Annotated in this window: 23 protein-coding genes; 18 read left to right on the top strand and 5 right to left on the bottom strand. The window is 71.4% G+C overall.

Going from position 1 to position 22,961, the window contains the following annotated elements; translation table 11 throughout:
- Positions 1-71: 71 nt before the first annotated feature.
- Positions 72-938 (top strand): S1 family peptidase, encoded by an 867-nt coding sequence (locus ADL25_RS20095; RefSeq protein ID WP_059129147.1) that lies wholly within the window; start codon positions 72-74, stop codon positions 936-938.
- An 18-nt stretch (positions 939-956) separates the two neighbouring features.
- Here the strand turns inward: ADL25_RS20095 and ADL25_RS20090 are convergent, their stop codons facing one another.
- Both ADL25_RS20090 and ADL25_RS20085 read right to left on the bottom strand, forming a co-directional pair.
- Positions 957-2,567: an N-acyl-D-amino-acid deacylase family protein gene (locus ADL25_RS20090; RefSeq protein ID WP_059129146.1), complete on the bottom strand. Its 1,611-nt coding sequence runs from the start codon at positions 2,565-2,567 to the stop codon at positions 957-959.
- Between the two features lie 10 nt (positions 2,568-2,577).
- Positions 2,578-3,855, bottom strand: a complete 1,278-nt coding sequence (locus tag ADL25_RS20085; RefSeq protein WP_059129145.1) for an amino acid deaminase — start codon at positions 3,853-3,855, stop codon at positions 2,578-2,580.
- 137 nt (positions 3,856-3,992) lie between these two features.
- On the opposite strand from ADL25_RS20085, the gene ADL25_RS20080 reads away from it, so the two are divergent.
- The 5 genes from ADL25_RS20080 to ADL25_RS20060 all read left to right on the top strand — a co-directional run bounded on the left by ADL25_RS20080 (position 3,993) and on the right by ADL25_RS20060 (position 8,482).
- A complete protein-coding gene (locus tag ADL25_RS20080) occupies positions 3,993-5,066 on the top strand; it encodes a sugar kinase (protein WP_059129144.1) in 1,074 nt (357 codons plus the stop codon).
- Positions 5,063-5,824 (top strand): IclR family transcriptional regulator, encoded by a 762-nt coding sequence (locus ADL25_RS20075; protein WP_059129143.1) that lies wholly within the window; start codon positions 5,063-5,065, stop codon positions 5,822-5,824. Before ADL25_RS20080 ends, ADL25_RS20075 begins: the two co-directional genes overlap by 4 nt.
- The gene (locus ADL25_RS20070) at positions 5,821-6,231 is read left to right on the top strand and encodes a RidA family protein (RefSeq protein ID WP_059129142.1); all 411 of its coding nucleotides are present in this window, start codon (positions 5,821-5,823) and stop codon (positions 6,229-6,231) included. The genes ADL25_RS20075 and ADL25_RS20070 overlap by 4 nt, the downstream gene beginning before the upstream one ends.
- A 128-nt stretch (positions 6,232-6,359) precedes the next feature.
- The gene (locus ADL25_RS20065) at positions 6,360-7,841 is read left to right on the top strand and encodes a GntP family permease (protein ID WP_059129141.1); all 1,482 of its coding nucleotides are present in this window, start codon (positions 6,360-6,362) and stop codon (positions 7,839-7,841) included.
- A 68-nt stretch (positions 7,842-7,909) separates the two neighbouring features.
- A complete protein-coding gene (locus ADL25_RS20060) occupies positions 7,910-8,482 on the top strand; it encodes a hypothetical protein (protein WP_059129140.1) in 573 nt (190 codons plus the stop codon).
- A 106-nt stretch (positions 8,483-8,588) separates the two neighbouring features.
- On the opposite strand, the gene ADL25_RS20055 is transcribed toward ADL25_RS20060, so the two are convergent.
- Together ADL25_RS20055 and ADL25_RS20050 are read right to left on the bottom strand one after the other, a co-directional pair.
- Positions 8,589-9,827, bottom strand: coding sequence for a hypothetical protein (locus ADL25_RS20055; RefSeq protein ID WP_059129139.1), 1,239 nt, complete (start codon positions 9,825-9,827; stop codon positions 8,589-8,591).
- 46 nt (positions 9,828-9,873) lie between these two features.
- The gene (locus tag ADL25_RS20050; RefSeq protein ID WP_059129138.1) at positions 9,874-10,389 is read right to left on the bottom strand and encodes a SigE family RNA polymerase sigma factor; all 516 of its coding nucleotides are present in this window, start codon (positions 10,387-10,389) and stop codon (positions 9,874-9,876) included.
- Between the two features lie 135 nt (positions 10,390-10,524).
- Between ADL25_RS20050 and ADL25_RS20045 the strand changes: the two genes are divergently transcribed.
- Positions 10,525-10,920, top strand: coding sequence for a hypothetical protein (locus ADL25_RS20045; RefSeq protein ID WP_059129137.1), 396 nt, complete (start codon positions 10,525-10,527; stop codon positions 10,918-10,920).
- An 85-nt stretch (positions 10,921-11,005) separates the two neighbouring features.
- Here the strand turns inward: ADL25_RS20045 and ADL25_RS20040 are convergent, their stop codons facing one another.
- Complete coding sequence (locus tag ADL25_RS20040; protein ID WP_059129136.1) at positions 11,006-12,706, bottom strand: chitinase; 1,701 nt, start codon at positions 12,704-12,706, stop codon at positions 11,006-11,008.
- Positions 12,707-13,033: 327 nt separating this feature from the next.
- Between ADL25_RS20040 and ADL25_RS20035 the strand changes: the two genes are divergently transcribed.
- The 11 genes from ADL25_RS20035 (at position 13,034) to ADL25_RS19985 (ending at position 22,958) form a co-directional block, all read left to right on the top strand.
- The gene (locus tag ADL25_RS20035; protein ID WP_059129135.1) at positions 13,034-13,894 is read left to right on the top strand and encodes a hypothetical protein; all 861 of its coding nucleotides are present in this window, start codon (positions 13,034-13,036) and stop codon (positions 13,892-13,894) included.
- 73 nt (positions 13,895-13,967) lie between these two features.
- The gene (cpaB, locus tag ADL25_RS20030) at positions 13,968-14,681 is read left to right on the top strand and encodes a Flp pilus assembly protein CpaB (RefSeq protein ID WP_059129134.1); all 714 of its coding nucleotides are present in this window, start codon (positions 13,968-13,970) and stop codon (positions 14,679-14,681) included.
- 58 nt (positions 14,682-14,739) lie between these two features.
- On the top strand, positions 14,740-16,350 hold the full coding sequence (locus ADL25_RS20025) for an AAA family ATPase (protein WP_059129133.1): 1,611 nt from the start codon (positions 14,740-14,742) through the stop codon (positions 16,348-16,350).
- 74 nt (positions 16,351-16,424) lie between these two features.
- Positions 16,425-16,739, top strand: coding sequence for a TadE/TadG family type IV pilus assembly protein (locus ADL25_RS20020; protein ID WP_079050479.1), 315 nt, complete (start codon positions 16,425-16,427; stop codon positions 16,737-16,739).
- 35 nt (positions 16,740-16,774) lie between these two features.
- Positions 16,775-18,115, top strand: coding sequence for a CpaF family protein (locus ADL25_RS20015; RefSeq protein ID WP_059129132.1), 1,341 nt, complete (start codon positions 16,775-16,777; stop codon positions 18,113-18,115).
- 25 nt (positions 18,116-18,140) lie between these two features.
- Complete coding sequence (locus ADL25_RS20010; protein WP_059129131.1) at positions 18,141-19,088, top strand: type II secretion system F family protein; 948 nt, start codon at positions 18,141-18,143, stop codon at positions 19,086-19,088.
- A 10-nt stretch (positions 19,089-19,098) separates the two neighbouring features.
- On the top strand, positions 19,099-19,989 hold the full coding sequence (locus ADL25_RS20005; RefSeq protein WP_059129130.1) for a DUF5936 domain-containing protein: 891 nt from the start codon (positions 19,099-19,101) through the stop codon (positions 19,987-19,989).
- Positions 19,986-21,290: a sensor histidine kinase gene (locus ADL25_RS20000; RefSeq protein ID WP_059129129.1), complete on the top strand. Its 1,305-nt coding sequence runs from the start codon at positions 19,986-19,988 to the stop codon at positions 21,288-21,290. The genes ADL25_RS20005 and ADL25_RS20000 overlap by 4 nt, the downstream gene beginning before the upstream one ends.
- Positions 21,283-22,047, top strand: coding sequence for a response regulator (locus ADL25_RS19995; RefSeq protein ID WP_059129128.1), 765 nt, complete (start codon positions 21,283-21,285; stop codon positions 22,045-22,047). Before ADL25_RS20000 ends, ADL25_RS19995 begins: the two co-directional genes overlap by 8 nt.
- A gap of 105 nt (positions 22,048-22,152) precedes the next feature.
- A complete protein-coding gene (locus tag ADL25_RS19990; protein WP_059129194.1) occupies positions 22,153-22,353 on the top strand; it encodes a hypothetical protein in 201 nt (66 codons plus the stop codon).
- Complete coding sequence (locus ADL25_RS19985) at positions 22,350-22,958, top strand: pilus assembly protein TadG-related protein (RefSeq protein ID WP_267889263.1); 609 nt, start codon at positions 22,350-22,352, stop codon at positions 22,956-22,958. The genes ADL25_RS19990 and ADL25_RS19985 overlap by 4 nt, the downstream gene beginning before the upstream one ends.
- The last annotated feature ends 3 nt before the right edge of the window (positions 22,959-22,961 follow it).

Genomic DNA, 22,961 nt, shown 5'->3' with positions numbered 1-22,961 from the left:
ACAAACTCGGCCGGTCGGAGGATCTTCGGCCGGCCGTGTCATCGCAACCTCATCGAGAGGGGACCCCCCACATGAGAAAGCCTCTCGCCGCCGCGCTTCTCGCTCTGGTGATCACCGGAGCCGGTGCGGCACCGGCGGTCGCGGAGACCCGGTCCGTGGCCGGCGCCGGCACGGCGGCCACGGCCTCCGGCACGGCGACCGTCCAGGCCGTCGACTTCGCCGGCACCGTCTCGCTCAGCAACTGCTCCGGCTCCGTCGTCCGCTTCCCGCGCTCCGCGGACGGCGACCCCGCGCTGGTGCTCACCAACGGCCACTGCCTGGAGACCGGCTTCCCGGAGCCCGGCGAGGTCGTCGTCGGACAGAGCTCCAGCCGCTCCTTCGGCCTGCTCGACTCGGCCGGCACCCGGGTCGCCACGCTCCGTGCGAGCAAGGTCGCCTACTCGACCATGACCGACACGGACGTCACGATCTACCAGCTCACCCGCACCTATGCGCAGATCAGGAGCTCGTACGGGATCAACGCACTCACCCTCGCCGACACGCACCCGGTCGCCGGCACCGCCATCAAGGTCGTCTCCGGCTACTGGAAGCGGATCTACAGCTGCGCCGTCGACGGGTTCGTGTACCGGCTGAAGGAGGGCGACTGGACCTGGAAGGACTCGGTCCGCTACACCTCCGCCTGCAACACCATCGGCGGCACGTCGGGGTCCCCCGTGATCGACAACGCCACCGGCAAAGTCGTCGCCGTCAACAACACCGGTAACGAGGACGGCGGGACCTGCACCGTCAACAACCCCTGCGAGGTCGACGCCAACGGCAAGGTGACCGTCCGCCAGGGCATCAACTACGCCGAGGAGACGTACCTGATCCCCGCGTGCTTCGGCACCGGCAACCAGCTCGACCTGAGTGCGAGCGGGTGCACCCTGCCCAAGCCGTGACGCGCGCCGGGCGGGCGGTCACACCGCGGTCCGGCGGACCGCCCGTCCGGCGAGCACCTCCGTCCTGCGCCCGTCCTCGATCACAAAACGGCCGTCGACCAGGACGTACGGGATGCCCGTGGGCAGCGCGCGCGGCCGTTCGAACGTGGCGCCCGCGGCGACCGTCGCCGGGTCGAAGAGCACCAGGTCGGCACGGTAGCCCTCGCGGACCAGACCGCGGTCCGGCAGCCGCAGCCGGGCCGCGGGGCGCGCGGTGAGGTGCGCCACGCACTCCTCCAGCGACAGCACCCCCAACTCCCTTACGTACCGGCCGAGATAGTGCGGGAAGGTGCCGTACGCGCGCGGGTGCGGTTTTGTGCCCTGGAGGATGCCGTCCGAGCCGCCGGTGTGGACCCGGTGCCGCATGATCGCCCGCACGTTCTCCTCGTGGCCCACGTGCTGCAGGATCGTGGAGCCGAGCCGGTCCTCGACCAGCAGGCGGCGGGCCGTCGTCCACGGGTCCTCCCCGCGCAGGTCCGCCGACTCCTGGACGGTTCTGCCGACGTACGACGCGAGCCCCGGGTCGCTCACGCCCGAGATCTCGATCGTGTCCCACTCGATGGGCACGCCGTGGCAGCCGTCGGAGCCGAGGACCTCCATGCCGTGCCGGATCCGCTCGGCCACCGCGCCGTCGTCGAGCCGTTCGAGGATCTTCTCCGGACCGCCCTCGCTCGCCCAGCTCGGCAGCATCGCGGCCAGCGTCGTCGAGCCCGGTGTGTAGGGGTAGGTGTCCAGGGTGATGTCCGCACCCGCCGCCAGCACCGAGTCGAGCAGGGACAGCAGTTCGGGGGCGCGGTCCTTGTTGACGCCGAAGTTCATGGTGGCGTGCGCGAGATGCAGCGGGCAGCCGGCCTCTCGGGCCAGGGCCACCATCTCCTCGTACGCCTCCAGCGCGCCCGCCCCGTAGCTGCGGTGGTGCGGGCAGTAGTAGCCGCCGTACGAGGCCACCACCCGGCACAGCTCCGTGAGCTCGGCGTCCTTGGCGTACATGCCCGGGGTGTAGGTGAGACCGGACGACATGCCGACCGCGCCCTGCTCCATCCCCTCAGCGACCAGTCGCCGCATCCGTTCGAGTTCCGCGGGTGTCGCCTCCCGGTCCTCCCAGCCGACGGCGAGCATCCGCACCGTGCCCTGCGGGATCAGATAGGCGGCGTTGACGGCGATGCCCTGGTCCAGCCGGTCCAGGTACTCGCCCACGGACCGCCAGGTGAAGTCGATGTCGTCGCCGTACCCGTTCCAGCCGGTGATCGCGCGGCGTACCTCGGCGAGCGTGCGGTCGTCGACCGGGGCGTAGGACAGCCCGTCCTGCCCGACGACCTCCAGGGTGACGCCCTGCGCGGCCTTGGCGCTGTGGTCCGGGTCCCGCAGCAGGGCGAGATCGCTGTGGGCGTGCATGTCGATGAAGCCGGGGGAGAGGACCAGACCCTCGGCGTCCAGCTCGCGGCGGGCCTCGGGACGCTGACAGCCGGCTGCCGCTGCCTCCTTGACGACGGAGACGATCCTGCCGCCGTCGACGACCACGTCGGCGCGGTAGGACGGCTCCCCGCTGCCGTCCACGACGTCCGCGTCCCGGATGACGAGCTCTTCCATGCCGGGCCTCCTAGAAGAACGTGCGGATGTAGTCGACGACCGTGCCGTCCGCCTCCGCCACCGGGATCAGCTGCCACTTGTCGAAGGACGTGCACGGGTGGGACAGCCCCAGGCCGAGCCAGTCGCCGACCTCGACGTCCGCCTCGGGGGCCGTACGGAGCCAGGCGTGCTGGTCGGACAGGGCGGTCACCGAGACACCGGTGGCCTGCCGCTCCCGGCCGTCCCTGCGAACCACCTGGGCGAGGGGCAGATCCAGGTCGTACGCCGCGTCCCGCTTGCCGGCGTTGGCGAAGGCCTGCTCGGCGGAGGGCCGGGACACCACCTGGGCCCACAGCCGGAAGGCGGGCTCCAGGGCGCCCTCCTCGGGGACGCGTCCGAAGGGGGTCAGCTTGCGGTAGTGGCCGTCGTCGTGCGACACGTAGGCGCCCGAGCGGAGCAACTTCAGTACCGGGGCGGACAGTTCGGGGATCTCGGCGAAGACGTCGGCCACCGCGTCGAACCAGGCGCTGCCGCCCGCGCTCACCACGATCTCGTCCAGCCCCGTGAAGCGTCCCGCCTTGTCGAAGTCCGCCGCGAGCGCGGTCAGCCGGCGCAGCCAGGCGTGTACGCGGTCGGGATCCGCCTGTGGCACCTCGCCCTCGTACCCCGCGACGCCCACCAGCCGCAGCGTCCGTGTGCCGGCCACCGCGTCCGCGACGGCCGCGCACTCCTCCTCCGTGCGGACGCCGGTGCGCGCGCCCTCACCGGCCGCCAGCTCCACCACGACGTCCACCGGGCGCGGGGCGCCTGCCAGCGCCGCGTCCATGAGCTCGACCCCGCGCACCGAGTCGACGTAGCAGATGAAGCGGAAGTCCTCGTCCGCGGCGAGCTCGGCCGCGAGCCTGCGCAGGGCCGCGGCATCGACCAGCTCGTTGGCGAGGAAGATGCGCCGGATACCGAAGTGCCGTGCGACCCAGACCTGGTGGGGGACCGCGAGGGTGATGCCCCAGGCGCCGTGCTCGATCTGGCGGTGGAAGAGCTGGGGCGCCATGGAGGTCTTGCCGTGCGGGGCGAAGGCGAGTCCGTGGCGGGCCGTGTAGGTCTCCATCAGGTCGAGGTTGTGCTGGAGCCGTTCGGCGGAGAGGGAGAGCAGCGGGGTGGTGAAGCCGTCCGTGAAGAGGTTGCGGCGCTCGCCCGCCAGCTCGGCGAGGGTCAGGCCCTCCGCGTCCGGCGGGAGGCCCTTGAAACGGTGGTCGACCCTCTCCGCCATGAGGGCGGCGAGGCGTTCTGCGGAGGTGGCGGCGTCCATGGGTCCTCCCTGACGGAGTGCGTTGCAATATGTGCAACGACCGTTGCGTATCTCGCTTGATGCTGTCTAACATCCCGGCCAACGCGAGGTCAACGGATCGCCGTGACCCTTCCCGTCGACGAGGAGCCATCACCATCGTGACCGCCATCGGCCGGCCCACCGCCCCGGACGTCGTGGACGTCGTCGCGCTCGGCGAGTCCATGGTCGCGTTTCTGCCCTCCCGTCCCGGGCGCCTCGCCGACGTCCCCTCCTTCGACCGCGCCATCGGTGGTGCGGAGTCCAACGTGGTGTGCACGCTGGCGGCCGCCGGCCACTCGGCGCGCTGGGTCGGCCGGGTCGGGGCGGACGGCTTCGGCGATCACCTGGTCGAGTCGATCGGGACGTACGGGGTCGACGTCGGGTTCGTGCGGCGCGACCCGGGCCGCCCGACGGGGATCTACTTCCGCACGGCGGGGGACCGCGCCACCGACGCCCACGAGGTGGCGTACTACCGGGCGGCGTCGGCCGCCTCGGCGATGACGGTGGGGAACACGGACCTGGACGCCGTGCGGGCCGGCCGGATCCTGCATCTGTCCGGGATCACCGCGGCGCTGTCCGAGGACTGTCTCGGCCTCGTGCGGGAGCTGACGGCGCCCGGCGCCGGACGTCCGCTCGTCTCCTTCGACGTCAACCACCGCCCCGGGCTGTGGCGCGACGCCGACGGGCCCCGGGTGCTGCTGGAGCTGGCGCGCGGGGCCGACATCGTGTTCGTCGGGGACGACGAGGCCCGCGAGGCGTGGGGGCTGCACGGCGCCCGTGCGATCCGCCGGGCACTGCCCGAGCCGGAGATCGTGGTCGTCAAGCAGGGCGGGCACGGGGCGACGGCGCTCGGCAGGGACACCGGCGGCCCCCGCCGGGACGCCACGGGGGCCGCCACCTTCGAACCCGCCCTGAACGTCGACGTCGTGGCCGCCGTCGGTGCCGGGGACGCCTTCGCCGCCGGCTTCCTCTCCGCCACCCTGCGCCGGCTCCCCGTCCCTGACCGCCTGCGCCACGGCCACCTCATGGCCGCCGCGGCGCTCACCGTCCCCGGTGACCTCGCCACCCCACCCGCGCGCGACCACGCCGACCGCCTCGCCGCACTCGACGACACCGGGTGGGGGACACTTCGACTCGGCCCCGGCTGGACCGAAGCCGACACACGGGCCGAGGAGGAGGTACGTACGCCATGAGCCAGACCGTCGACCGGGCGCTGAGCATCCTGCCGCTGCTCGCCGAGGGGCCCGCCGATCTCGGACAGGTCGCCGACCGGCTCGGTGTGCACAAGTCCACCGCCCTGCGCCTCCTGCGCACCCTGCACGAACACGGACTGGTCTACCGCCAGTCCGACCAGCGCTACCGCCTCGGTGCCCGGCTCTTCGCCCTCGCCCAGCAGGCGGTCGAGAACCTCGACATCCGAGAGATCGCCCATCCGCACCTCGTGCGCCTGAACGAGGAGTGCGGGCACACGGTCCATCTCGCGGTCTACGAGGAGAACGAGGTCCTCTACATCGACAAGGTGGAGAGCCGCTACCCGGTACGGATGTACTCCCGGATCGGGAAGCCGGTGGCCATCACCGTCGCGGCCGTCGCCAAGCTCCTCCTCGCCGACCTGCCCGACCCCGAGCGCCGCGCCGTCGTGGACAAGCTCGACTATCCCCTGTACACGGCCCGTTCGACGCCGAACGCCGCCGCCTTCCTGAGGGAACTGGCGATCGTGCGCGAGCAGGGCTGGGCCACCGACCTCGGCGGCCACGAGGAGTCGATCAACTGCGTCGCCGCACCCGTCCGCGGTGCCGACGGCCGGGCCGTCGCCGCGATGTCGGTCTCCGCGCCCAACGTGGTCGTCACCGCGGACGAACTCCTCACGCTGCTCCCCCTGGTGCGCCGTACCGCGGACGCCATCAGCCGGGAGTACTCCGGCAACACCCCAGCAAAGGACGCCGTATGACGGACAAGATCGCCCTCACCCCGAAGACCCACACCACGCCGCCGGCCAAGTTCTCCCACGGTGTGCGGAAGGGAAACATCCTCCAGGTCGCGGGGCAGGTCGGCTTCCTGCCCGCCGAGGAGGGCAAGCCCCCGACGCCCGCGGGCCCGGCCCTGCGCGACCAGACCCTCCAGACACTCGCCAACGTCAAGGCGATCCTCGAGGAGGGCGGCGCCTCCTGGGACGACGTGATGATGATCCGGGTCTATCTGACGGACGTGGACCACTTCGCGGAGATGAACGAGATCTACAACGCCTACTTCGAGGAGCAGGGCCTCACCCAGCCGCCCGCCGCCCGGACCACGGTCTACGTGGGTCTCCCGGCCGGACTCCTCATCGAGATCGACGCGCTGGCCGTCCTCGGCTGACGCGGCTGCCGCTCATCCACCCCCGCAGTCCGCCGCGGCACGGCGTCCCCCACCCCCGGGGCGTCGTGCCGCGATCCCCCTCACACCGAAGCCGTATGGCACTACGAGAAGCCAGAGGTCCCCCTGTCATGCCCATGCCTTTCCTCGCAGCCGCCGGCACACTACCCGCCCCACCCCATACCGGAGGCCTGCTGGCCTTCGTCCACGGCACCGCCGGCCTGCTCACCGTCGCGGCGCTCGGCATCGTGCTGCTGCTCGTCCTGATCATCAAGGTGCGGCTCCAGCCCTTCGTGGCCCTGCTCGCCGTCTCCATAGCCGTCGGCCTCGGCGCGGGTCTGTCGGTCACCGAACTGTTCGGCACGGTCCAGCGCTCGGACGCCGTCTCCCTCATCGAGTCCGGCATGGGCGGCACCCTCGGCCATGTGGCCATCATCATCGGCCTGGGCACCATGCTCGGCGCGGTCCTCGAGGTCAGCGGCGGCGCCGAGGTGCTGGCGTCCCGGCTGCTGAACCTGTTCGGGGAGAAGCGCGCCCCGCTGGCCATGGGCCTGACCGGTCTGATCTTCGGTATCCCGGTCTTCTTCGACGTCGGCATCTTCGTGCTCGCGCCGATCGTGTACGCGGCCGCCAAACGCGGTGGCAAGTCGATCCTGCTCTACTGCCTCCCGCTGCTCGCGGGCCTGTCGATGACCCACGCGTTCCTGCCGCCCCACCCGGGCCCGGTGGCCGCCGCCGGCCTGCTGAAGGTCGACCTGGGCATGGTCATCCTGATGGGCATCGTCTGCGGCATCCCGGCGGTGCTGGCGGCGTGGGCGTGGTCGGCCTGGATCGGCAAGCGGATCTTCGTGCCCGTACCGCAGGACATGGTCGAGGCCGCCCAGGAGGCCAAGGAGGCGCTCGCGGAGGAGCAACGGGCGGCCGGAGTGACCCCGACGGAGAAGCCGGTGCCGCTCACCACGGTCTTCCTGATCATCGGCACACCACTGATCCTGATCCTGCTCGCCACCTTCTCCTCGATCGCCTTCGACCCCTCGACCGGACGGTCGGTGATCGAGTTCTTCGGTCACCCGTTCGTGGCGCTGACGATCGCGCTGCTGCTCGCGTACTACCTGCTCGGCATCCGGCGCGGCTGGTCCCGCAAGTCCCTGGAGACGGTGTCCACCGCCTCGCTCAAGCCGGTCGGCAACATCCTGCTGGTGGTCGGCGCGGGCGGGATCTTCGGTGCGGTCCTCAAGGGCAGCGGTGTCGCGCAGGCCCTCTCCGACACCTTCAACAACGTCGGACTGCCGGTGATCGTCCTGTCGTACCTGATCTCGCTCGTCCTGCGCGTGGCCCAGGGCTCGGCGACGGTCGCGATCGTCACGACCGCGGGCATCGTCGCCCCGCTGCTGACGGAGGGTCACCACTCCCAGGCCTTCGTGGCCCTGGTCATCATGGCCATCTCGGCCGGTTCCATCTTCGCCTCCCACGTCAACGACGGGGGCTTCTGGATGGTGGCCAAGTACTTCGGCATCAGTGAGCGCGACACACTGCGGACCTGGACCGTGCTCGAGTCGGTCCTGTCGGTGGCCGGCTTCGCGGTCGCCGCCGTGGTGAGTGTCTTCGTTTAGCGCAGTTTCCTATAACGATGCAGGGGTCGGCTGTGTCGGACACAGGATCTTGGACCATACTGCCCGCTGTGGAGCAGCGCATTGGTTCGAGCAGCCAGCCCCTGGACGGCGCCGGAGTCGACCCGGCCTTCATCCCCGGGCTCACCTCCCCAGCGTCCACCGCCGAGTCGGAGGACAGGCAGGACGACACCGTGCCCGAGGAGACGAGCCCGGTCGAGGACCGGGTCTCCGAAGAGGCACCCGCCGCGGCGGACGCGGACGACGAGCCGGACGCGGACGCCGAGGACGAGCCGGAGGCGGAGCCCGAGGAGGAGTCCGCCTCCGACGGCCCCGTCTTCGAGGCGTCCGACCGCCGCGCCCGGATCGTCGCGGACCACAGCGGCGTCCGGCTCCGTCTGGACGACCAGGCGTGCGAGTTCCGCTGGGACGAGATCGGCGCCGTGGAGACGGAGACCGCCCGCTTCGGGAAGCGGTTCACGGTCACCGTGCACACGCCCGAACGCCGGTGGTACCCCATAGAGATCGAGGCCGACTCCCGCTCGCGCTTCCAGGAGTGGGAGACCCGGCTCGACGAGGTCCTGGACGCCTACTTCGAGGACGGCGCGGAGGAAGCGGACACCCTCGAGAAGGTCGCCGACTGACGCGGTCCGTCCGCAACCGCGGTCCGGTGCGTGCCGGACGCGCCCCCTCGCCCCGTACGCGACGCCGAGGGCCCCGGCCGCCGGGGCCCGGTCGGCCGCCTCCGGGTCAGCCGACCGGGCGCCACTTCGGGCTCGTGGCGATGGCTTCCAGTTGCCTCATGGTGAGTGGGGGCAGCGGGCGGGTCGGGGACGTGTGCTGGGTGCCGGAATTGAAGGCGCTGATCACCACCCGGGAGCCGTCGGGCCGCCGGACGTCGACGGTCCGTACGACGGTCCCCTCGACGCCCTTGTCACCGTCGCTTTGACGCATGTCCACGGTGGTGCCGTCGGGCAGAGTCCGGGTGGCCGGGACGGAGGCGCCGCCCTTGACGCCCGGCACGGGCTTTTGGACGTTGACCTGGACCAGGCTCGCGCCCCGGCTGTCGTCGAGGACGAGGTAGCCGAACCCCGGATCCGCAGCGCTCTTCGAGGCGACGCGGAGTCCCTTGGGCAGCAGCGAGACGAGCGTTCCGGAGACGGGGCGGCCGGATGCGACCGGTGTACCGGCCGGCTCGACCACAGCCGCGAAAGGATCCACCGGGATGGCGTCGACGGCGGCGCGCCACTCGCGGGCGCCGGCGAGCGCCTTCAACCGGGCGGGGGAGAGGGGCGGCCGGTCCCGGGTGATGGGCGCGTCCTTCTCGGCGGCGGCATTCCACTCCTGCACACTGATGTGCTGTCCGCTCCGCGTGACGAGGTCCGCCGTCCACATCTTGGTGTCGACCCGGCGGTCCGGATACTCGTACCCCTGCATGATCATGAGTCGGGAACCGTCGGACAGCGTGGAACGGGTGCAGGCGTCGTACGGGACGTACACCTTGTCCGGGCACTCGGTGGCCTGTGCCGCCCGCTGACTGCCGGGCGCGACACGGTCGAGGGAGACGGCGACGGCGGCCTCGCCCTTGCCGTCGTCGTACACGACCTGGGCGAGCGGCATCGGACTGTTCGTGCCGCGTCCCTCCTCGTGGCTGAACCGGCCCCCGGGCAGCAGCTTCTTGAGGGTGCGCACGAGGTCGTCACCCGTCACGACGGGTCGTTGTGAGGGTGAGAGCGAGGGAGTGACGGGAGGGGCGGCGACGGACCGCTGCTCTCCACCGGCGCTTGCCGGGAGCAGGGCCGCGCCGAGTCCCACGAGCGCGACACCGGCCGCGCATCCCGCGACGGCGGCCCGGCGGCGGCGGATGCGCCGGCCGTGTGCCTCGCCGCCGGTGACGAGAGTGTGCCGGTCGGCCTCGAAGGCCCCGCCGGTGTGCCGTAGAGCGGCGGCGAGGTGGTCCTCGAAGTGGTCGTGGTCTTCCGGGGGCATGGCAAACCGCCTTTTCTGCGGAAGGAGATGGTGTCGGGCGGGGCGGTCAGGGCGCCGCGTACTCGCCGACGGTGTCGCCGAGGAACAGGCGCAGTCGCGCGAGGGCACGGACGCAGCGGGTGCGTACGGCGGCCGAGCTGGTGTTCAGGGCGGCGGCCGTCTCCTCGATGCTGCGGTCCTCCCAGTAGCGCAGGACGACCACGGCCCGGTCCTTGGCGGACAGCCGCCCGAGCGCCTCGAGGAGGGTGAGCCGCAGAGGCGTGTCACCGGCCGGGTCCGGCGCGGGCAGCTCGGGCAGCACGTCGGTCGCCCGCTCCCTGCGACTGCTGTGCCGCCGCTGGTGGGCGAGGAAGGTACGGGTGAGAACGGTCTGGACGTACCCGGCGGGGTTGTCGAGACGGGAGATCCGGCCCCAGCGGAGGTACACCCGGCCGAGGGCCTCCTGGACGAGGTCCTCGGCGAGGTGGGTGTCGCCGCCGGTGAGCAGGCAGGCGGAGCGGTAGAGATGCCCCGCGCGCGCCGCCGCGAACTCGGGATATCCCTCGGTCCGGCTCTGCCGCATGTGTTCCCCCTGCCCCCGGTGCCGTCCCACGACGCCCTCACCTCATTGATGCGGTGGGCCCCCGGAAATGTTTCAACCGGGGTGGGCGGACCGGGATACTGATCGCGACGAGCGTCGGGCGAGGGGGAGACAAGGATGCATCAGCCCGGGTACGGCCACCAGCCGCCGGCGGGCCCGCCGGGCTTCGGGCCGCCGCCGGCGGCGTACCCGCCGTATCCGCCGGCACATCCGCCCGCGGCTCCCCAACTGCCCCCGGGTCCGGACTTCCTGGCCGCCGACCGGCACAACTCGGTGGTGGTGGACGCGGCGGGTGTCGCCTTCGAGACGCACGGACTGTCGGCGGACTTCCCGTGGCAGGTCGTCCGCAGCGTCCACTACCGGGCGAGCCCCGACGGCAGGTCGCTGATGGTGGCCGTGGTGCACCCGGACGGCAGGGTGTTCGAGTGCGTGGTGGCCGCGAGGCGCGGGGAGTTGCAGGAGTGGTTCGGCCATCTGGCGACCGTGCTGGGGCACTACCGCCCGATCGGGTGAGGGCCCGGTGCGAGGGCGCGGCGGACGGGGACGGGGACGGACGGTCCGCGACCGTCCGTCCCCGTGATGCCGGCTCAGTGCGCCGTCACGGCAGCGCGTGCACGTGCGGGCCCACCGCGTTCGACCAGGCGTTGCCCGACGCGGCGTCCCAGTTGGTCGACCACGTCATCGCGCCGCGCAGGTCCGGGTACGTCTTCGACGGCTTGAAGGTGCCGCAACCGGTGCCCTTGGCCAGGCAGTCCAGCGCGTTGTTCACCACCGTCGGCGACACATAGCCGCTGCCCGCGCCGCTGGGCGAGGCCGGGACGCCCAGGCCGACCTGGGACGGGGACAGACCGCCCTGGAGCTGGATGCAGGCGAGGGCCGTCAGGAAGTCCACCGAACCCTGGCTGTAGACCTTGCCGTCGCAGCCCAGCATCGAACCGCTGTTGTAGTACTGGGTGTTGACGACGGTCAGGATGTCCTTGACGTTCAGTGCCGTCTGGAAGTACCCGTTCGACGTCGACTGCATGTCTATCGTCTGCGGGGCCATCGTGATGATCAGCGAAGATCCGGCTTTGGACGACAGCTGCCTCAGTGCCTGTGACATGTACGTCGGGTTCAGGCCGTTCTCCAGGTCGATGTCCACACCGTCGAAGCCGTACGACTGCATCAGCGAGTAGAGGGAGTTGGCGAAGTTCGCCGCCGAGGACGAGTCGTTCACCGACACCGTGCCGTTCTGGCCGCCCACCGAGACGACGACCTTCTTCCCGGCCGCCTGCTTGGCCCGGATGTCCGCCTTGAACTGGTCCACGGAGTAACCGCCGACGCCGGACGAGTCCAGATTGAAGGTCACCGCGCCCGGTGTGCCCGTCGCGTCCGCGAACGCGACCGCGATGATGTCGTACTGCGACGGGACGTCCGAGATCCGCTGGACCGTCGCCCCGTTGTTGAAGTTCTGCCAGTACCCCGTCACCGCGTGCCGGGGGAGTCCTCCGGTCCCGCCCCCGCCGGTCGCGGCGGTGGTCGCCGTCACGGTCGCCGACCTGGTCGACTCGCCCGCGGCGTTCGTGGCCGTCACCTGGAACGAGTACGACGTCGAGGGCGACAGGCCGGTCACCGTCGCCGACGCCCCGGTCACGGCGGCGACCTTGGTGCCGCCCCGGTACACGTTGTAGCCGGTGGCGCCCGACACGGCGTTCCAGGCCAGGGAGACGGAGGAGGACGTGGTGGAGGACACCGCGAGACCCGCGGGGGCCGCGGGCACGGTCGGGGCAGGGTCGCCGCCACCGCCGCCGTCCGGGCCGAACACCGACACGTCGTCCGCGTAGTACGCCGCTTGCCCGTACCAGCCGTGGAGGTACACCGTCACCGATGTCGTGGAGGCGCCCGTGGTGAAGGTCGTCGACAGCTGCTTCCAGCTCGTCGAGTCGGGTGTCCAGGTCGACACGTCGGTGGTGCCCGTGCCCGTCGCGCCCAGATACGTGTACCCGCCCTGCACCCAGGCGCTGAGCGTGTACGTCGAGTTGGGCTTCACCGCGACCGTCTGCGCGCACTGCGCGTAGTCCTGGCCGGCCGGTGACGCCTTGAGCGCGGCCGTGCCGCCGTGCACCGGCGACGACACCGTGGTGCCGCTGCCGGCCGAACAGGTCCAGTTGCCGAGGCCCGACTCGAAGCCGGCGTTCCTGGCGTTGTTCACGTCCGCGGCCGCCGCGTTTCCGGCGGCCAGAAAGGAGAGGGCGAGCGCGGCGACGCCGGCCGCGGCGAGTGTCCGTCTGGGGCGGAGCAAACCTGGTACGCGGTTCACTGGGGCCTCCGATGGGGGGAGAGGAAGGGCTGGAGGGCATTGCGGAACGGTGGCCACCGCCTGACGAAAGAATTTGGTCCAGACCAATTGCGTTGTCAATACCTCTGGCGACACCAACGCCCTTACCGAGTCGTCGAGTTGAGGCATATGCGCCTACTCTGTGTGGATCATGCCCGCACCTTCCGTGAGATGATCTTCCGGATTCTGTGTTGAGCGGGGCATGCCGTGGATATGGTGCTGTTGCAGGACGATGCAATTGGATGTCACAGGGGCCAACTGAGGCGGGGGCCGACCACCCTGCCGCAGTGAACGGGGTGGTGTGCAGCCGTGCCGACCGCGATAGCAGTCACCAGTCCCGATCTGGTGCTCCCTCCGCTCGACCGGCAGACGCCGCCCGCAATCGTCCAGCCCGGGCCCACGCTCGAGCAGTCCCTGAACGCCATGCACACGCTCGTCGAACGGCACGGCTATGTGATCGCCCTCCACGCCGCCTCCGGCGCCGACCCGGCGGTCCAGCGACTGCGCACCGTGCGCTCCGTCCTGGAGAGCGACCGCATCGCGGTGCTCGGCGTCCCCCTGCCCCCGCTCGGACTCGCCCTGCTCGCCCGGCAGTTGCGGCAGCTGTCCGTCTGCGACCTCAGCCCCGGAGTGCTGGCCTCCTCCGCACGGCTGCTGGCCCACTACATCTACGCGGGCGCGGTCCTCGGCTCGGTCGCGAAACTCGACCAGGTCCCCGTCCCCCTCACCTCCCACGCCAAGTCCTGGATGCCGGGCGCCCAGTTCGGCGTACTGGCCAATCCGCGGCCGCAGCTCGTGCGGATCGGGCAGGAGGAGCTGCCGGGCCCCGAGTTCGGCACCCGGATGCTCGTCGCCGCCGGACAGCCGCCGTCGGACTGGGTCACCGCGCAGCTGGCGCCCGCCTGGCGTGTCCAGGGGGTCGCGACCGTGCCGCTCCCCGAGGAGTCGGTGCGCTGGTGGGGGACCGGCCGGCTCGTCGAGTTCGCGGCGGGACTGCACGACGTGTCCGTGCTCTACCAACTCGTCTCGTCCGTGCGGCGCGAGGCCTGCCACTGGTGCGGCCTCGAACTCATCGGAGACCGCTGCGGGTTCTGCGCGGCGCCCCTGTCGTCGCCCTCCGGACAGCCGCCGCCCGCCGTCACCCGGGCACTTCCACGAGGCGGCACGTAACCCCGTACCCACAACTCCACAGCACGACCGCTCGACCCGTCGTCCCCACCTTCTGATCGAGGTTGTCCGCGTCATGAACTCACGCCAGCGCCGCGGCGTCATCCTGCTGGTCCTCTCGGCCCTCGCCGCAGTCGGCGCCTTCGCCGGAGTGCTGTCGGTGATCCGCGACGTGAACTCGAAGGTGGGCCCGGAGGCCACGGCGTACCGGCTCAAGGCCGACATCGCCCCCTACCGGGAGCTCACGGCCGATCAGTTTCAGAGGATCTCCATGCCGCGGCGCTGGCTGTCCGCGACCGCCGTCACGGACCTCTCGCAGATCCGCGGAAAGATCGCCGTGACCCGGCTGGAGAAGGGATCGCTGCTCCAGACCGACATGATCGTCGACCGGCCGGCACTCCAGTCGGGACAGCAGGAGATCGCCATCATGATCGACGCGTCGACCGGTGTCGCCGGCAAGATCGCCCCCGGCTCCCGGGTCAACATCTACGCCACCTTCAAGGCCGCCAACGAAAAGAGCAGGGACGAGTCCAAGGTCATCGTGACCAACGCCCGCGTCCTCGACGTCGGCAGGCTCACCGCCCTCGACCCGGGCCAGTCCAGTGACGACCGGCGGCGCAACGCCGCCGAGGCCGTCCCCATCACCTTCGCCCTCGACACCGCCGACGCCCAGCGCGTGGCGTACGCCGAGTCGTTCGCCGAACACGTCCGGCTCGCCCTGGTCGCTGGCGGCTCCGCGACTGCGGTCGCGCCGGGCGACCGCACCTACACCCTCGACCAGGACAAGTAGGAGGCCCCATGAGGTCCGTCCCGGTCCCCTGCGGGCCTGTCCCCACGAGGTTCCGCCGATGACCATCCGTATCCATCCCGCCGTCGGCGACCTCGACGCGGCACGCTCGCTCACCACCCTGCTGAGCCAGGTCGCCGACGCCGAACCCGCCCCGCCCGTCCACGACTCCACGGCCCTGCTGGACGCCCTCGCCCGGCTGGCCGGCGAGTCCCTCGACGAACTGCCCGAGGTCGTCCTCGTGCACGAGCGGATAGGGCCGGTCCCCGCACTCGATCTGGTTCGCGACCTGGTGCTGCGGTTCCCGGCCGTCGGAGTCGTGCTCATCACCGCCGACACGAGCACGGGCGTCCTGACCGCCGCCATGGACTCCGGTGCCCGGGGCATCGTCACCCTGCCCCTCGGCTACGACGCCCTCGCAGAACGTGTCCAGGCGGCGGCCGCCTGGTCGGCCGGAATGCGACGCCACCTGGGCAGCACCACCCCCGAGCTGTACTCCGGGGCCGGCGGGACGGTGGTCACGGTGACCGGGGCCAAGGGCGGTGTCGGGGTCACCGTCACGGCCGTCCAACTGGCCCTCGCGGCCCGGGCGTCGGGCCGTACCGTCGCGCTGGTCGACCTCGACCTGCAGTCCGGGGACGTCGCCTCCTACCTGGACGTGCAGTTCCGGCGTTCCGTGGCCGACCTCGCCGGGATCACGGACATCAACCCCCGTGTCCTCCAGGACGCCGTATACACCCACGACAGCGGCGTCGGGCTGCTTCTCGCCCCTGCGGACGGCGAACGCGGCGAGGAGATCACGGACCGCGTGGCCCGACGGGTCCTGGGTGCGCTCCGGGCCCGTCACGACGTCGTGATCGTCGACTGCGGCTCCCAGATGAACTCGGCCACCGCCGCCGCGATCGAGGTCGCCGACCACGCGCTGCTGCTGGTCACCCCGGACGTGGTCGCGGTCCGCGCGGCCAAGCGGATGGTGCGCCTGTGGGACCGGCTCCAGATCCGCAAGGCCGAGGAGACCCTGACGGTCGTCAACCGCCACTCTCGGGGGACGGAGATCCAGCCCGCCCTCGTCGAACGCGTCACCGGCACCCGGGTGGCCCGCGCCGTCGTCCCGGCCGCCTTCAAGGAGCTTCAGGCGGTCGTCGACGCCGGACGCCTTCAGGACCTGGACGCCCGCTCCACCGTGAAGCAGGCGCTGTGGTCGCTGGCGGGGGAGCTCGACCTCGTGCGGGCGCAGGAGGGAGGCGGCGGGCGGCGCCGCAAGGCGTCCGCGGACCGGGGTGCGCTGAGCCTGTGGCGCAGGAGCGACCGGGGCTCGGTGACCGTGGAGTTCGCCGGGATGTTCCCGCTCGTCCTGGTCGTGATGGCGCTGCTGTGGGAGTGCGCCCTGTTCGGCTACACGTACTCGCTGGCGGGCAACGCGGCGGACGAGGCGGCACGGGCGGCGACGGCGGCGTACGCCGTGCAGGGGGACTGGTCGGGGGCCTGCCGGTCGGCGGGAGCCCGGCATCTGCCGGGCTCGTGGAGCGGCGCGGAGATCAGCTGCGCCCCGGACGGCCCGGTGATGAAGGCGACGGTGCGCGCCCAGGTCCCGCTGTTCTTCCCGGGGGTCAACCCGGGCTGGCGGGTCGACGGGAGCGCGGGCGCGGCGCTGGAGGGGGACGACCGATGAGGTCGTCCGTGCGCAGCAGGGCGGGGGCCCCGTCGAGGGGGCGGGCTCGCCGCCGGGACGACCGCGGTGTGTCCATGCTCGAGTTCGCCGGCTACCTCCCCGTCCTGCTCGTCATCGGCATGGCCGCCATCCAGCTGGGCCTCGTCGGCTACGGCATCAACCAGGCCGGCACCGCCGCCCGCGCGGCCGCCCGGGTCGCCTCCCAGGACGGCGACGGCTCGGCGGCGGGTGCCGCCGCCGTCAGCGGCTGGCTCTCCCCCGACGTACCGCCGCCGGCGAAGGGCGCCGACACCACCACCGCCACCGTCACCGTGCACGTCCCCGCCGTGATCCCCCTCTTCGACGGCTGGGACGTCACCCGTCGCGCCACCATGCCCAACGACGACTGAACCAGCAGCACGACAGAGAGGAGTTGACGACCGACATGAGCCTGCGCTCCCGTATCGCCGCCCCCGACGACGGGGGAGCCGCCCGAGAGGACGGGCACCTCGTCGCGGTCTACCGCGCGAAGCTCCTCGAGGAGATCGACCTCGCCGAGATGTCCGGCCTCGCGGCCGCCGAACGCCGGGCCCGGCTGGAGCGCGTCCTCGGGCACATCATCAGCCGGGAGGGTCCGGTCCTCTCCTCGTCCGAACGCTCGCAGCTGATCCGCAGGGTCGTCGACGAAGCCCTCGGGCTCGGCGTCCTCGAACCGCTGCTTGCCGACGCGTCGATCACCGAGATCATGGTGAACGGCCCGGACTCGGTCTTCGTGGAGCGCGCCGGCCGCGTGGAACAGCTTCCCCTCCGCTTCGCCTCCACCGAGCAGCTGATGCAGACGATCGAGCGGATCGTCTCGACGGTCAACCGCCGCGTCGACGAGTCCAACCCGATGGTCGACGCCCGTCTGCCCACAGGCGAACGCGTCAACGTCATCATTCCGCCGCTCGCCCTGACCGGCCCCACCCTGACCATCCGCCGCTTCCCGCGCGCGTACACCCTCCCCGAGCTGATCGGCCTCGGCTCCCTCGACGAGCAGATGCTGATGCTGCTCGCCGCCTTCGTCCGGGCCCGCTTCAACCTCATCGTCAGCGGCGGTACGGGCACCGGCAAGACCACCCTGCTCAACGCCCTGTCCGGGCTGATCCCCTCCCGCGAGCGCATCATCACGATCGAGGACTCCGCCGAACTCCAGCTCCAGCAGGAGCATGTGATCCGGCTGGAGTCCCGCCCGCCGAACGTCGAGGGGAAGGGCCAGATCACCATCCGTGACCTGGTCCGCAACAGCCTGAGGATGCGCCCCGACCGCATCATCGTCGGAGAGGTCCGCGGCGGTGAGACCCTCGACATGCTCCAGGCGATGTCGACGGGCCACGACGGCTCCCTCGCCACCGTGCACGCCAACTCCGCCGAGGACGCGCTGATGCGGCTGCAGACCCTCGGGTCGATGTCCGAGGTGCTGATCCCCTTCGAGGCGCTCAAGGACCAGATCAACTCGGCGGTGGACGTCGTCGTGCAGCTCGCCCGGTACGCCGACGGCTCCCGCAAGGTCGTGGAGATCGCGCTCGTGGTGTCCCACGGACGCGAACAGTTCCGCGTCGCCACCGTTTCCCGCTTCGTTCCCCAGCCGCTGGCCGCCGACCGGATCGTCCGCGGCCGCTTCGAGCACCTCCCGCTGCCCCGGAGCGTCGCGGAGAAGCTCTACGTCGCCAACGAGCCGCTGCCGCCCGCCTTCGGCGTCGCCGAGGCCATCGACGCCCTCCACACGAGGCAGGCCATCGGATGACCCCCGTCCACGTAAGGAGCGCGCCATGAACGACCCCGCCCTCCTCGCCCTCGGCGCCACCGTCCTCACCGGCACGCTGACCGTGGCCGGCGTGCACACGTACGCCTCGGGGCGCGCCCAGCGCCAGACGCTCGTCGACCGGCTCTCCGGCACGGCGAGGGGCCCGGCCCGCACCGCGAGCGGCCGGGTACGCCGTTTCACGGGCATCGACCGCCGGGTGCGCCGCACCCGCCTCGGGCGCACCGTCCAGCTGCGCCTGTCGGCGACCGGACTCGACCTGACGGCGGGGGAGTTCTTCACCTACGTCACCGCCGTCGTCGTGGCGCTCTGGTTGATCGCCGCGACGACCCTCGCCCCCTTCTTCGGGCCCCTCGCCGCGCTGATCGGGGTGTGGAGCGCGGCGATCTTCCTCAACTGGCAGCGGCAGAAGCGCATCGAGGCCTTCATCAACCAGCTGCCGGACGTGGCCCGCCTCCTGGCCAACGCAACGGCTGCCGGGCTTGCCCTGCGCACCGCCCTCGCCATGGCGGCGGAGGAACTGGAAGCCCCGGCCGGGGAGGAACTGGCCCGGGTCGCCGATCAGCTGACGCTGGGCCGCTCTGTCGACGACGCCCTCGACGAACTGGCCGAACGACTCCCGTCCCGTGAGCTGATCGTCCTCGTCACCACGCTCGTCCTGGCCAACAAGGCGGGCGGCTCGGTGGTGAACTCGCTGCGCAACCTCACGCAGACCCTGGAGGACCGCAAGGAGACCCGGCGCGAGGTCCGCACGATGCTCTCCGAGGTCAACGCCACGGCCTTCACGGTCCCGCTGCTGGGCCTCGGCTCCCTCGTCCTGGTCAACTCCTCGAACGAAGGCGCCCTGGCCCGCGTCACCGGCTCACCGCTCGGTCAGGGGCTGGTACTGCTCGCCCTCGGCCTCTACACGGTCGGCTTCTTCGTCATCCGCCGCCTCGGCAAGATCGAAGTGTGAGGAGGCCGCGATGACATCACTGCTCCTCGCCCTGCTGATGGCGGTCTCGGTCGCCGGGATCCTGCTCGGTGTGCGCATGATCCGCGCGGACGCCAAACTGCCGAGCGACCTGCAGCTCGCCCTGGAGGTCGGGGCCGGCCGTGTGTCCAGGACCGGATCGGCGGTCGACCGCGTCGGCATACGCTTCGCACCGTTCGTCCTGCGTCTGATGGGTCCGCGCCGGGTCGACGACAAGCGCCGACGTATCGACATGGCCGGCAACCCGAACGGCCTCACCCTCAACCGCTACGCCGCCCGCCGTGCGGTGTACGGCCTCTTCGGTTGCCTGATGGGCCTGATCTTCCTCTCGGGCGGCCATCCGCTGCTCGCCGTCGCCACGTTCGCGTTCGGTCTGCTGGCGGCCGACGCGCTGATCTGGCAGGCCATCCGCGAGCGCAAGGAGGTCATCGACCGCACCCTGCCGGACTTCCTGGACGTGCTCGCGGTCGTCGTCTCCGCCGGGCTGGGCTTCCGCCAGGCCCTCGACCGGGTCGCGGAGAAGTACGAGGGGCCCTGGGCGGACGAACTGCGCATCACCCTGCGCCAGATGGACATGGGGGTCAGCCGCCGCCAGGCCTTCGACGAATTGCGCCGGCGCAACTCGTCCGAGCAGGTGGCCCAGTTCGTCTCGGCACTGCAGCAGGGCGAGGAGCTCGGTTCCCCCATCGCCGAGACGCTGATCCAGCTGGCCATGGACATGCGGCGCACCGACGCGCAGAACGCCCGCCGCCGTGCGGCGAAGACGATCCCCAAGGCCACGCTGGTCACCCTGGTCTTCATGCTCCCGGCCACGATGATCCTCATCGCGACGGGCATGTTCCTGGGGTCGGGGACGGACTTCGGATCGATCCTGGGCCGATGATGAGCAGCCGTGCCCCGCGCCCCACACCCGGGTACCTGGAGGACGACGCCCCGCCGCCGGCGAGCGTCCGCCTCCAGCTCGGCGCGCTCCAGGCCCTGTGCCGCCAGACCGTCGCCGTACGACTGGCCCTGGTCCTGATCGGCGCGCCCTTCGCACTGGCCAACACCGCCGACGGTGCCCCGCGCTACGCCGTCCTCGCGGCGGCCGTCCTCGGTGTCATGACGTCGTACGCCCTGCTGCGCGACTGGGACCGGGTCGGCCCTCGTCTGCTCGCCCACCCGTCCCTGATGGCACTCGACCTCCTCTTCGTCGCCACACTGCTGCTCACCGCGTCCCCCGCCTCCCCTCTCGCGTACGCCACCGTCTGCACCCCACTGCTGTCCGGCCTGCTCTACGGCTGGCGGGGGGCCGGCGCCATCACCGGCCTGCAACTGGTCGTCATCGTCACGGTGTTCCGGGCCTGGGAGCAGCGCCCGGGCGCCGGCGTCAGCACCCTTCTGATCGCCGGCTTCTGTGTCGCCGCCGGCATCATCGGGGTGACCCTGCGCAATCTGCTGTTCCGCTTCGGGACCGCCGGCCAGGCGCTGTCCGAGGCGAACGCACGCCTGGCTGCGGCGGAGGCCGTCGAGTCCGAACGGGCCTTCCTCGCCCGGGAGATGCACGACTCGGTGGCCAAGACACTGCACGGTCTCGCCCTGGCCGCGGAGGCGCTCGCGCTGTCGGCGGACCATGCCGACCCCGAGACGCTCAAGCGCCAGGCGAACCAGGTGGCCGGCGCGGCCCGCAGGGCGGCGGCGGAGTCCCGGGATCTGCTGTCGGACCTGCGGCGCCGCACGGACTTCAGGGCGGCCCGGGTGGACGTGTCGGCGGAACTGGCCGTACGGGGGCGAGAGTTCGCCGGACGCGCGGGTCTCGAGGTCGAGCTGGCCAAGCCGGAGGCACCACTGCTCCTGCCGTACGCGACGGCGCACCACGTCCTGGCCGTCGTCTCGGAGGCACTGGAGAACACACACCGCCACGCCCGTGCGACCCGCGTCCGCATCACGCTCGACACCGCCGGGGACACCGCGCTCGATCTGCGGATCGGGGACGACGGCGTCGGTCTGCCACCGGGCACCGCACCCGGGGACCTGGCGAAAACCGGCCACTTCGGGCTGCTGGGCATGGCGGAACGGGCCGTGACCCTGGGCGGCCGCCTCCGACGGGGCCGTTCCCCGCTCGGCGGCGCCGAGATCCATCTGCACGTGCCCCTCGCGGAGACCGCTCCGTACACCCCCCAGGAGGAGGCCGCACATGCCTGACCAGGCGCTTCCCGACCCGCCCCTGCGCGTGCTCGTGGCCGACGACAATCCGGTCGTGCGGGCGGGACTCGCGGCCCTGCTGTCCGCGTGCCCCGGCATCAACGTGGTCGCCGAGGCGGCGGACGGTGGGCAGGCGCTCGCTCTCAGCGCCCGGCACCGTCCCGACGTCGTCCTCCTGGACGTGCGGATGCCGGGCACGGACGGCCTGACCGCACTGCCCGAACTGGCCCACCGGTCCCTCGTGATGATGCTGACGTACAGCAGGGAACCCGACGTCGTGGCCGAGGCGCTGCGCCGCGGCGCCTGCGGCTATCTGGTGCACGGCGAGTTCACGGCGGCCGAACTGATCAGGGCGGTACGGGAGCTGAGACGGGGACGGCCGACGGTCTCCCCGGCGGTCGCGCCGCCGTCCGGTCCTGTCTTGTCCTCGCTCGGTGTTTCCTACGAACGGGGTGAAAGTGCTTCGCAACTGCAACCAGTTGTGTCAGAGTCGTCGACGGCCGGTGCCGCCCACACGGGAGGCCTGCGGCGCCGTGCCGGGGGGTGGCTGGACTTCGGTCTCAGCTCGAGGGAGGTGGAGGTCATGGATCTCATCGCGTCCGGGATGAACAACCGGCAGATCGCCGCCGCCTGCTTCATCAGCGAGAAGACGGTCAAGAACCACATCAATCGCATCTTCGCGAAACTGCACAGTTCCTCGCGCAGCGAAGCGATCGCCCGCTGGCTCGGTACGGCACGAGAGGGGTGGAGCGGGTGACGGCCACCGCGGGGGGAAGTTGGGTCCCTGGGCCCACTCGGAGTGCGCATGTTCTCACCTACCGTGCTGAGGTCGGCAGTGCGATCGGACGGGAGGGCGGACGCCATGGCCGGGTTCGACAGGTGGAGGCAGACCCTCGTCTCCCGGATGAGGGGCAAGGGCCGGGACGCGGGAGCCGGGTTCGTGGAGTACGCGGGCCTGATGATCATCATCGCCGGGATCTTCACGTTGATCGACAGCCTGGGCCTGGACGGCCTGATCTCGGGAGCGATCCTGCGGGCGGTCAACGACGTCATCGGAGGCTGACCGCTTCACTTCCCCCGAGTGACCGGGGGCAGACACTCCCGATCTATATCTGGCTGACGGGGATTCTGCTGTTCGTTGCGCTGGCGTTCTTCGTGTTCGCCCAGGCAGCGTCAGCCCGTAATGGAGCTCAGTCGGCGGCGGACGCTGCCGCTCTGGCAGCGGCCCAGGACGCCCGGGACGAGTTGATGGACCGTCTCGGGGCTGACGTCGGGCAGGACGACGACTGGCTCGACTGGCTGCGTGGGCGGCTGCCCGCCGATGAGGGTGCCACCAGCGCCGCGCAGCAACTGGCCTCGGAGAACGACTCGACCGTTGTGGGCGGGGCCCAGCCGGTGACCAGGAACGGATATCCAGGCTTCCAGGTAGGCGTTCAGACGAACTACACGGTCGGCCACTCGATCATTCCGGGCACCGAAGGCCTTCGGGCGGAGGCCCACGCCGTCGCCGTCGTCCAACCGCGCTGCGACTTCGACCCGGACGCGGTCCCCGGGAAGCCAGTCGAACTGGACTGCGACGGCCGGATCGTGAACATCGACCCCGAAGATTTCGAACAGGACGACCTTCCTGACGCGTCCGTGCTGTTCTCTGTGCATCTGGCCGAGTGAAAG

The sequence above is a fragment of the Streptomyces sp. NRRL F-5122 genome (genome assembly GCF_001507435.1).
Taxonomy (GTDB): Bacteria; Actinomycetota; Actinomycetes; order Streptomycetales; family Streptomycetaceae; genus Streptomyces; species Streptomyces lannensis.
This window is presented reverse-complemented; position numbering and strand designations above follow the sequence as displayed.

Bases quoted from the DNA above. Each gene is read 5' to 3' on its own strand.
- ADL25_RS20025 (WP_059129133.1), top strand. From the start codon at position 14,740: ATGACCATCCGTATCCATCCCGCCGTCGGCGACCTCGACGCGGCACGC.
- ADL25_RS19990 (WP_059129194.1), top strand. From the start codon at position 22,153: ATGGCCGGGTTCGACAGGTGGAGGCAGACCCTCGTCTCCCGGATGAGG.
- ADL25_RS20045 (WP_059129137.1), top strand. From the start codon at position 10,525: ATGCATCAGCCCGGGTACGGCCACCAGCCGCCGGCGGGCCCGCCGGGC.
- ADL25_RS20055 (WP_059129139.1), bottom strand. From the start codon at position 9,827: ATGCCCCCGGAAGACCACGACCACTTCGAGGACCACCTCGCCGCCGCT.
- ADL25_RS20065 (WP_059129141.1), top strand. From the start codon at position 6,360: ATGCCCATGCCTTTCCTCGCAGCCGCCGGCACACTACCCGCCCCACCC.
- ADL25_RS20020 (WP_079050479.1), top strand. From the start codon at position 16,425: ATGCTCGAGTTCGCCGGCTACCTCCCCGTCCTGCTCGTCATCGGCATG.
- ADL25_RS20095 (WP_059129147.1), top strand. From the start codon at position 72: ATGAGAAAGCCTCTCGCCGCCGCGCTTCTCGCTCTGGTGATCACCGGA.
- ADL25_RS20005 (WP_059129130.1), top strand. From the start codon at position 19,099: ATGACATCACTGCTCCTCGCCCTGCTGATGGCGGTCTCGGTCGCCGGG.
- ADL25_RS20070 (WP_059129142.1), top strand. From the start codon at position 5,821: ATGACGGACAAGATCGCCCTCACCCCGAAGACCCACACCACGCCGCCG.
- ADL25_RS20050 (WP_059129138.1), bottom strand. From the start codon at position 10,389: ATGCGGCAGAGCCGGACCGAGGGATATCCCGAGTTCGCGGCGGCGCGC.
- cpaB (WP_059129134.1), top strand. From the start codon at position 13,968: ATGAACTCACGCCAGCGCCGCGGCGTCATCCTGCTGGTCCTCTCGGCC.
- ADL25_RS20075 (WP_059129143.1), top strand. From the start codon at position 5,063: ATGAGCCAGACCGTCGACCGGGCGCTGAGCATCCTGCCGCTGCTCGCC.
- ADL25_RS19995 (WP_059129128.1), top strand. From the start codon at position 21,283: ATGCCTGACCAGGCGCTTCCCGACCCGCCCCTGCGCGTGCTCGTGGCC.
- ADL25_RS20010 (WP_059129131.1), top strand. From the start codon at position 18,141: ATGAACGACCCCGCCCTCCTCGCCCTCGGCGCCACCGTCCTCACCGGC.
- ADL25_RS20015 (WP_059129132.1), top strand. From the start codon at position 16,775: ATGAGCCTGCGCTCCCGTATCGCCGCCCCCGACGACGGGGGAGCCGCC.
- ADL25_RS20085 (WP_059129145.1), bottom strand. From the start codon at position 3,855: ATGGACGCCGCCACCTCCGCAGAACGCCTCGCCGCCCTCATGGCGGAG.
- ADL25_RS20090 (WP_059129146.1), bottom strand. From the start codon at position 2,567: ATGGAAGAGCTCGTCATCCGGGACGCGGACGTCGTGGACGGCAGCGGG.
- ADL25_RS20000 (WP_059129129.1), top strand. From the start codon at position 19,986: ATGATGAGCAGCCGTGCCCCGCGCCCCACACCCGGGTACCTGGAGGAC.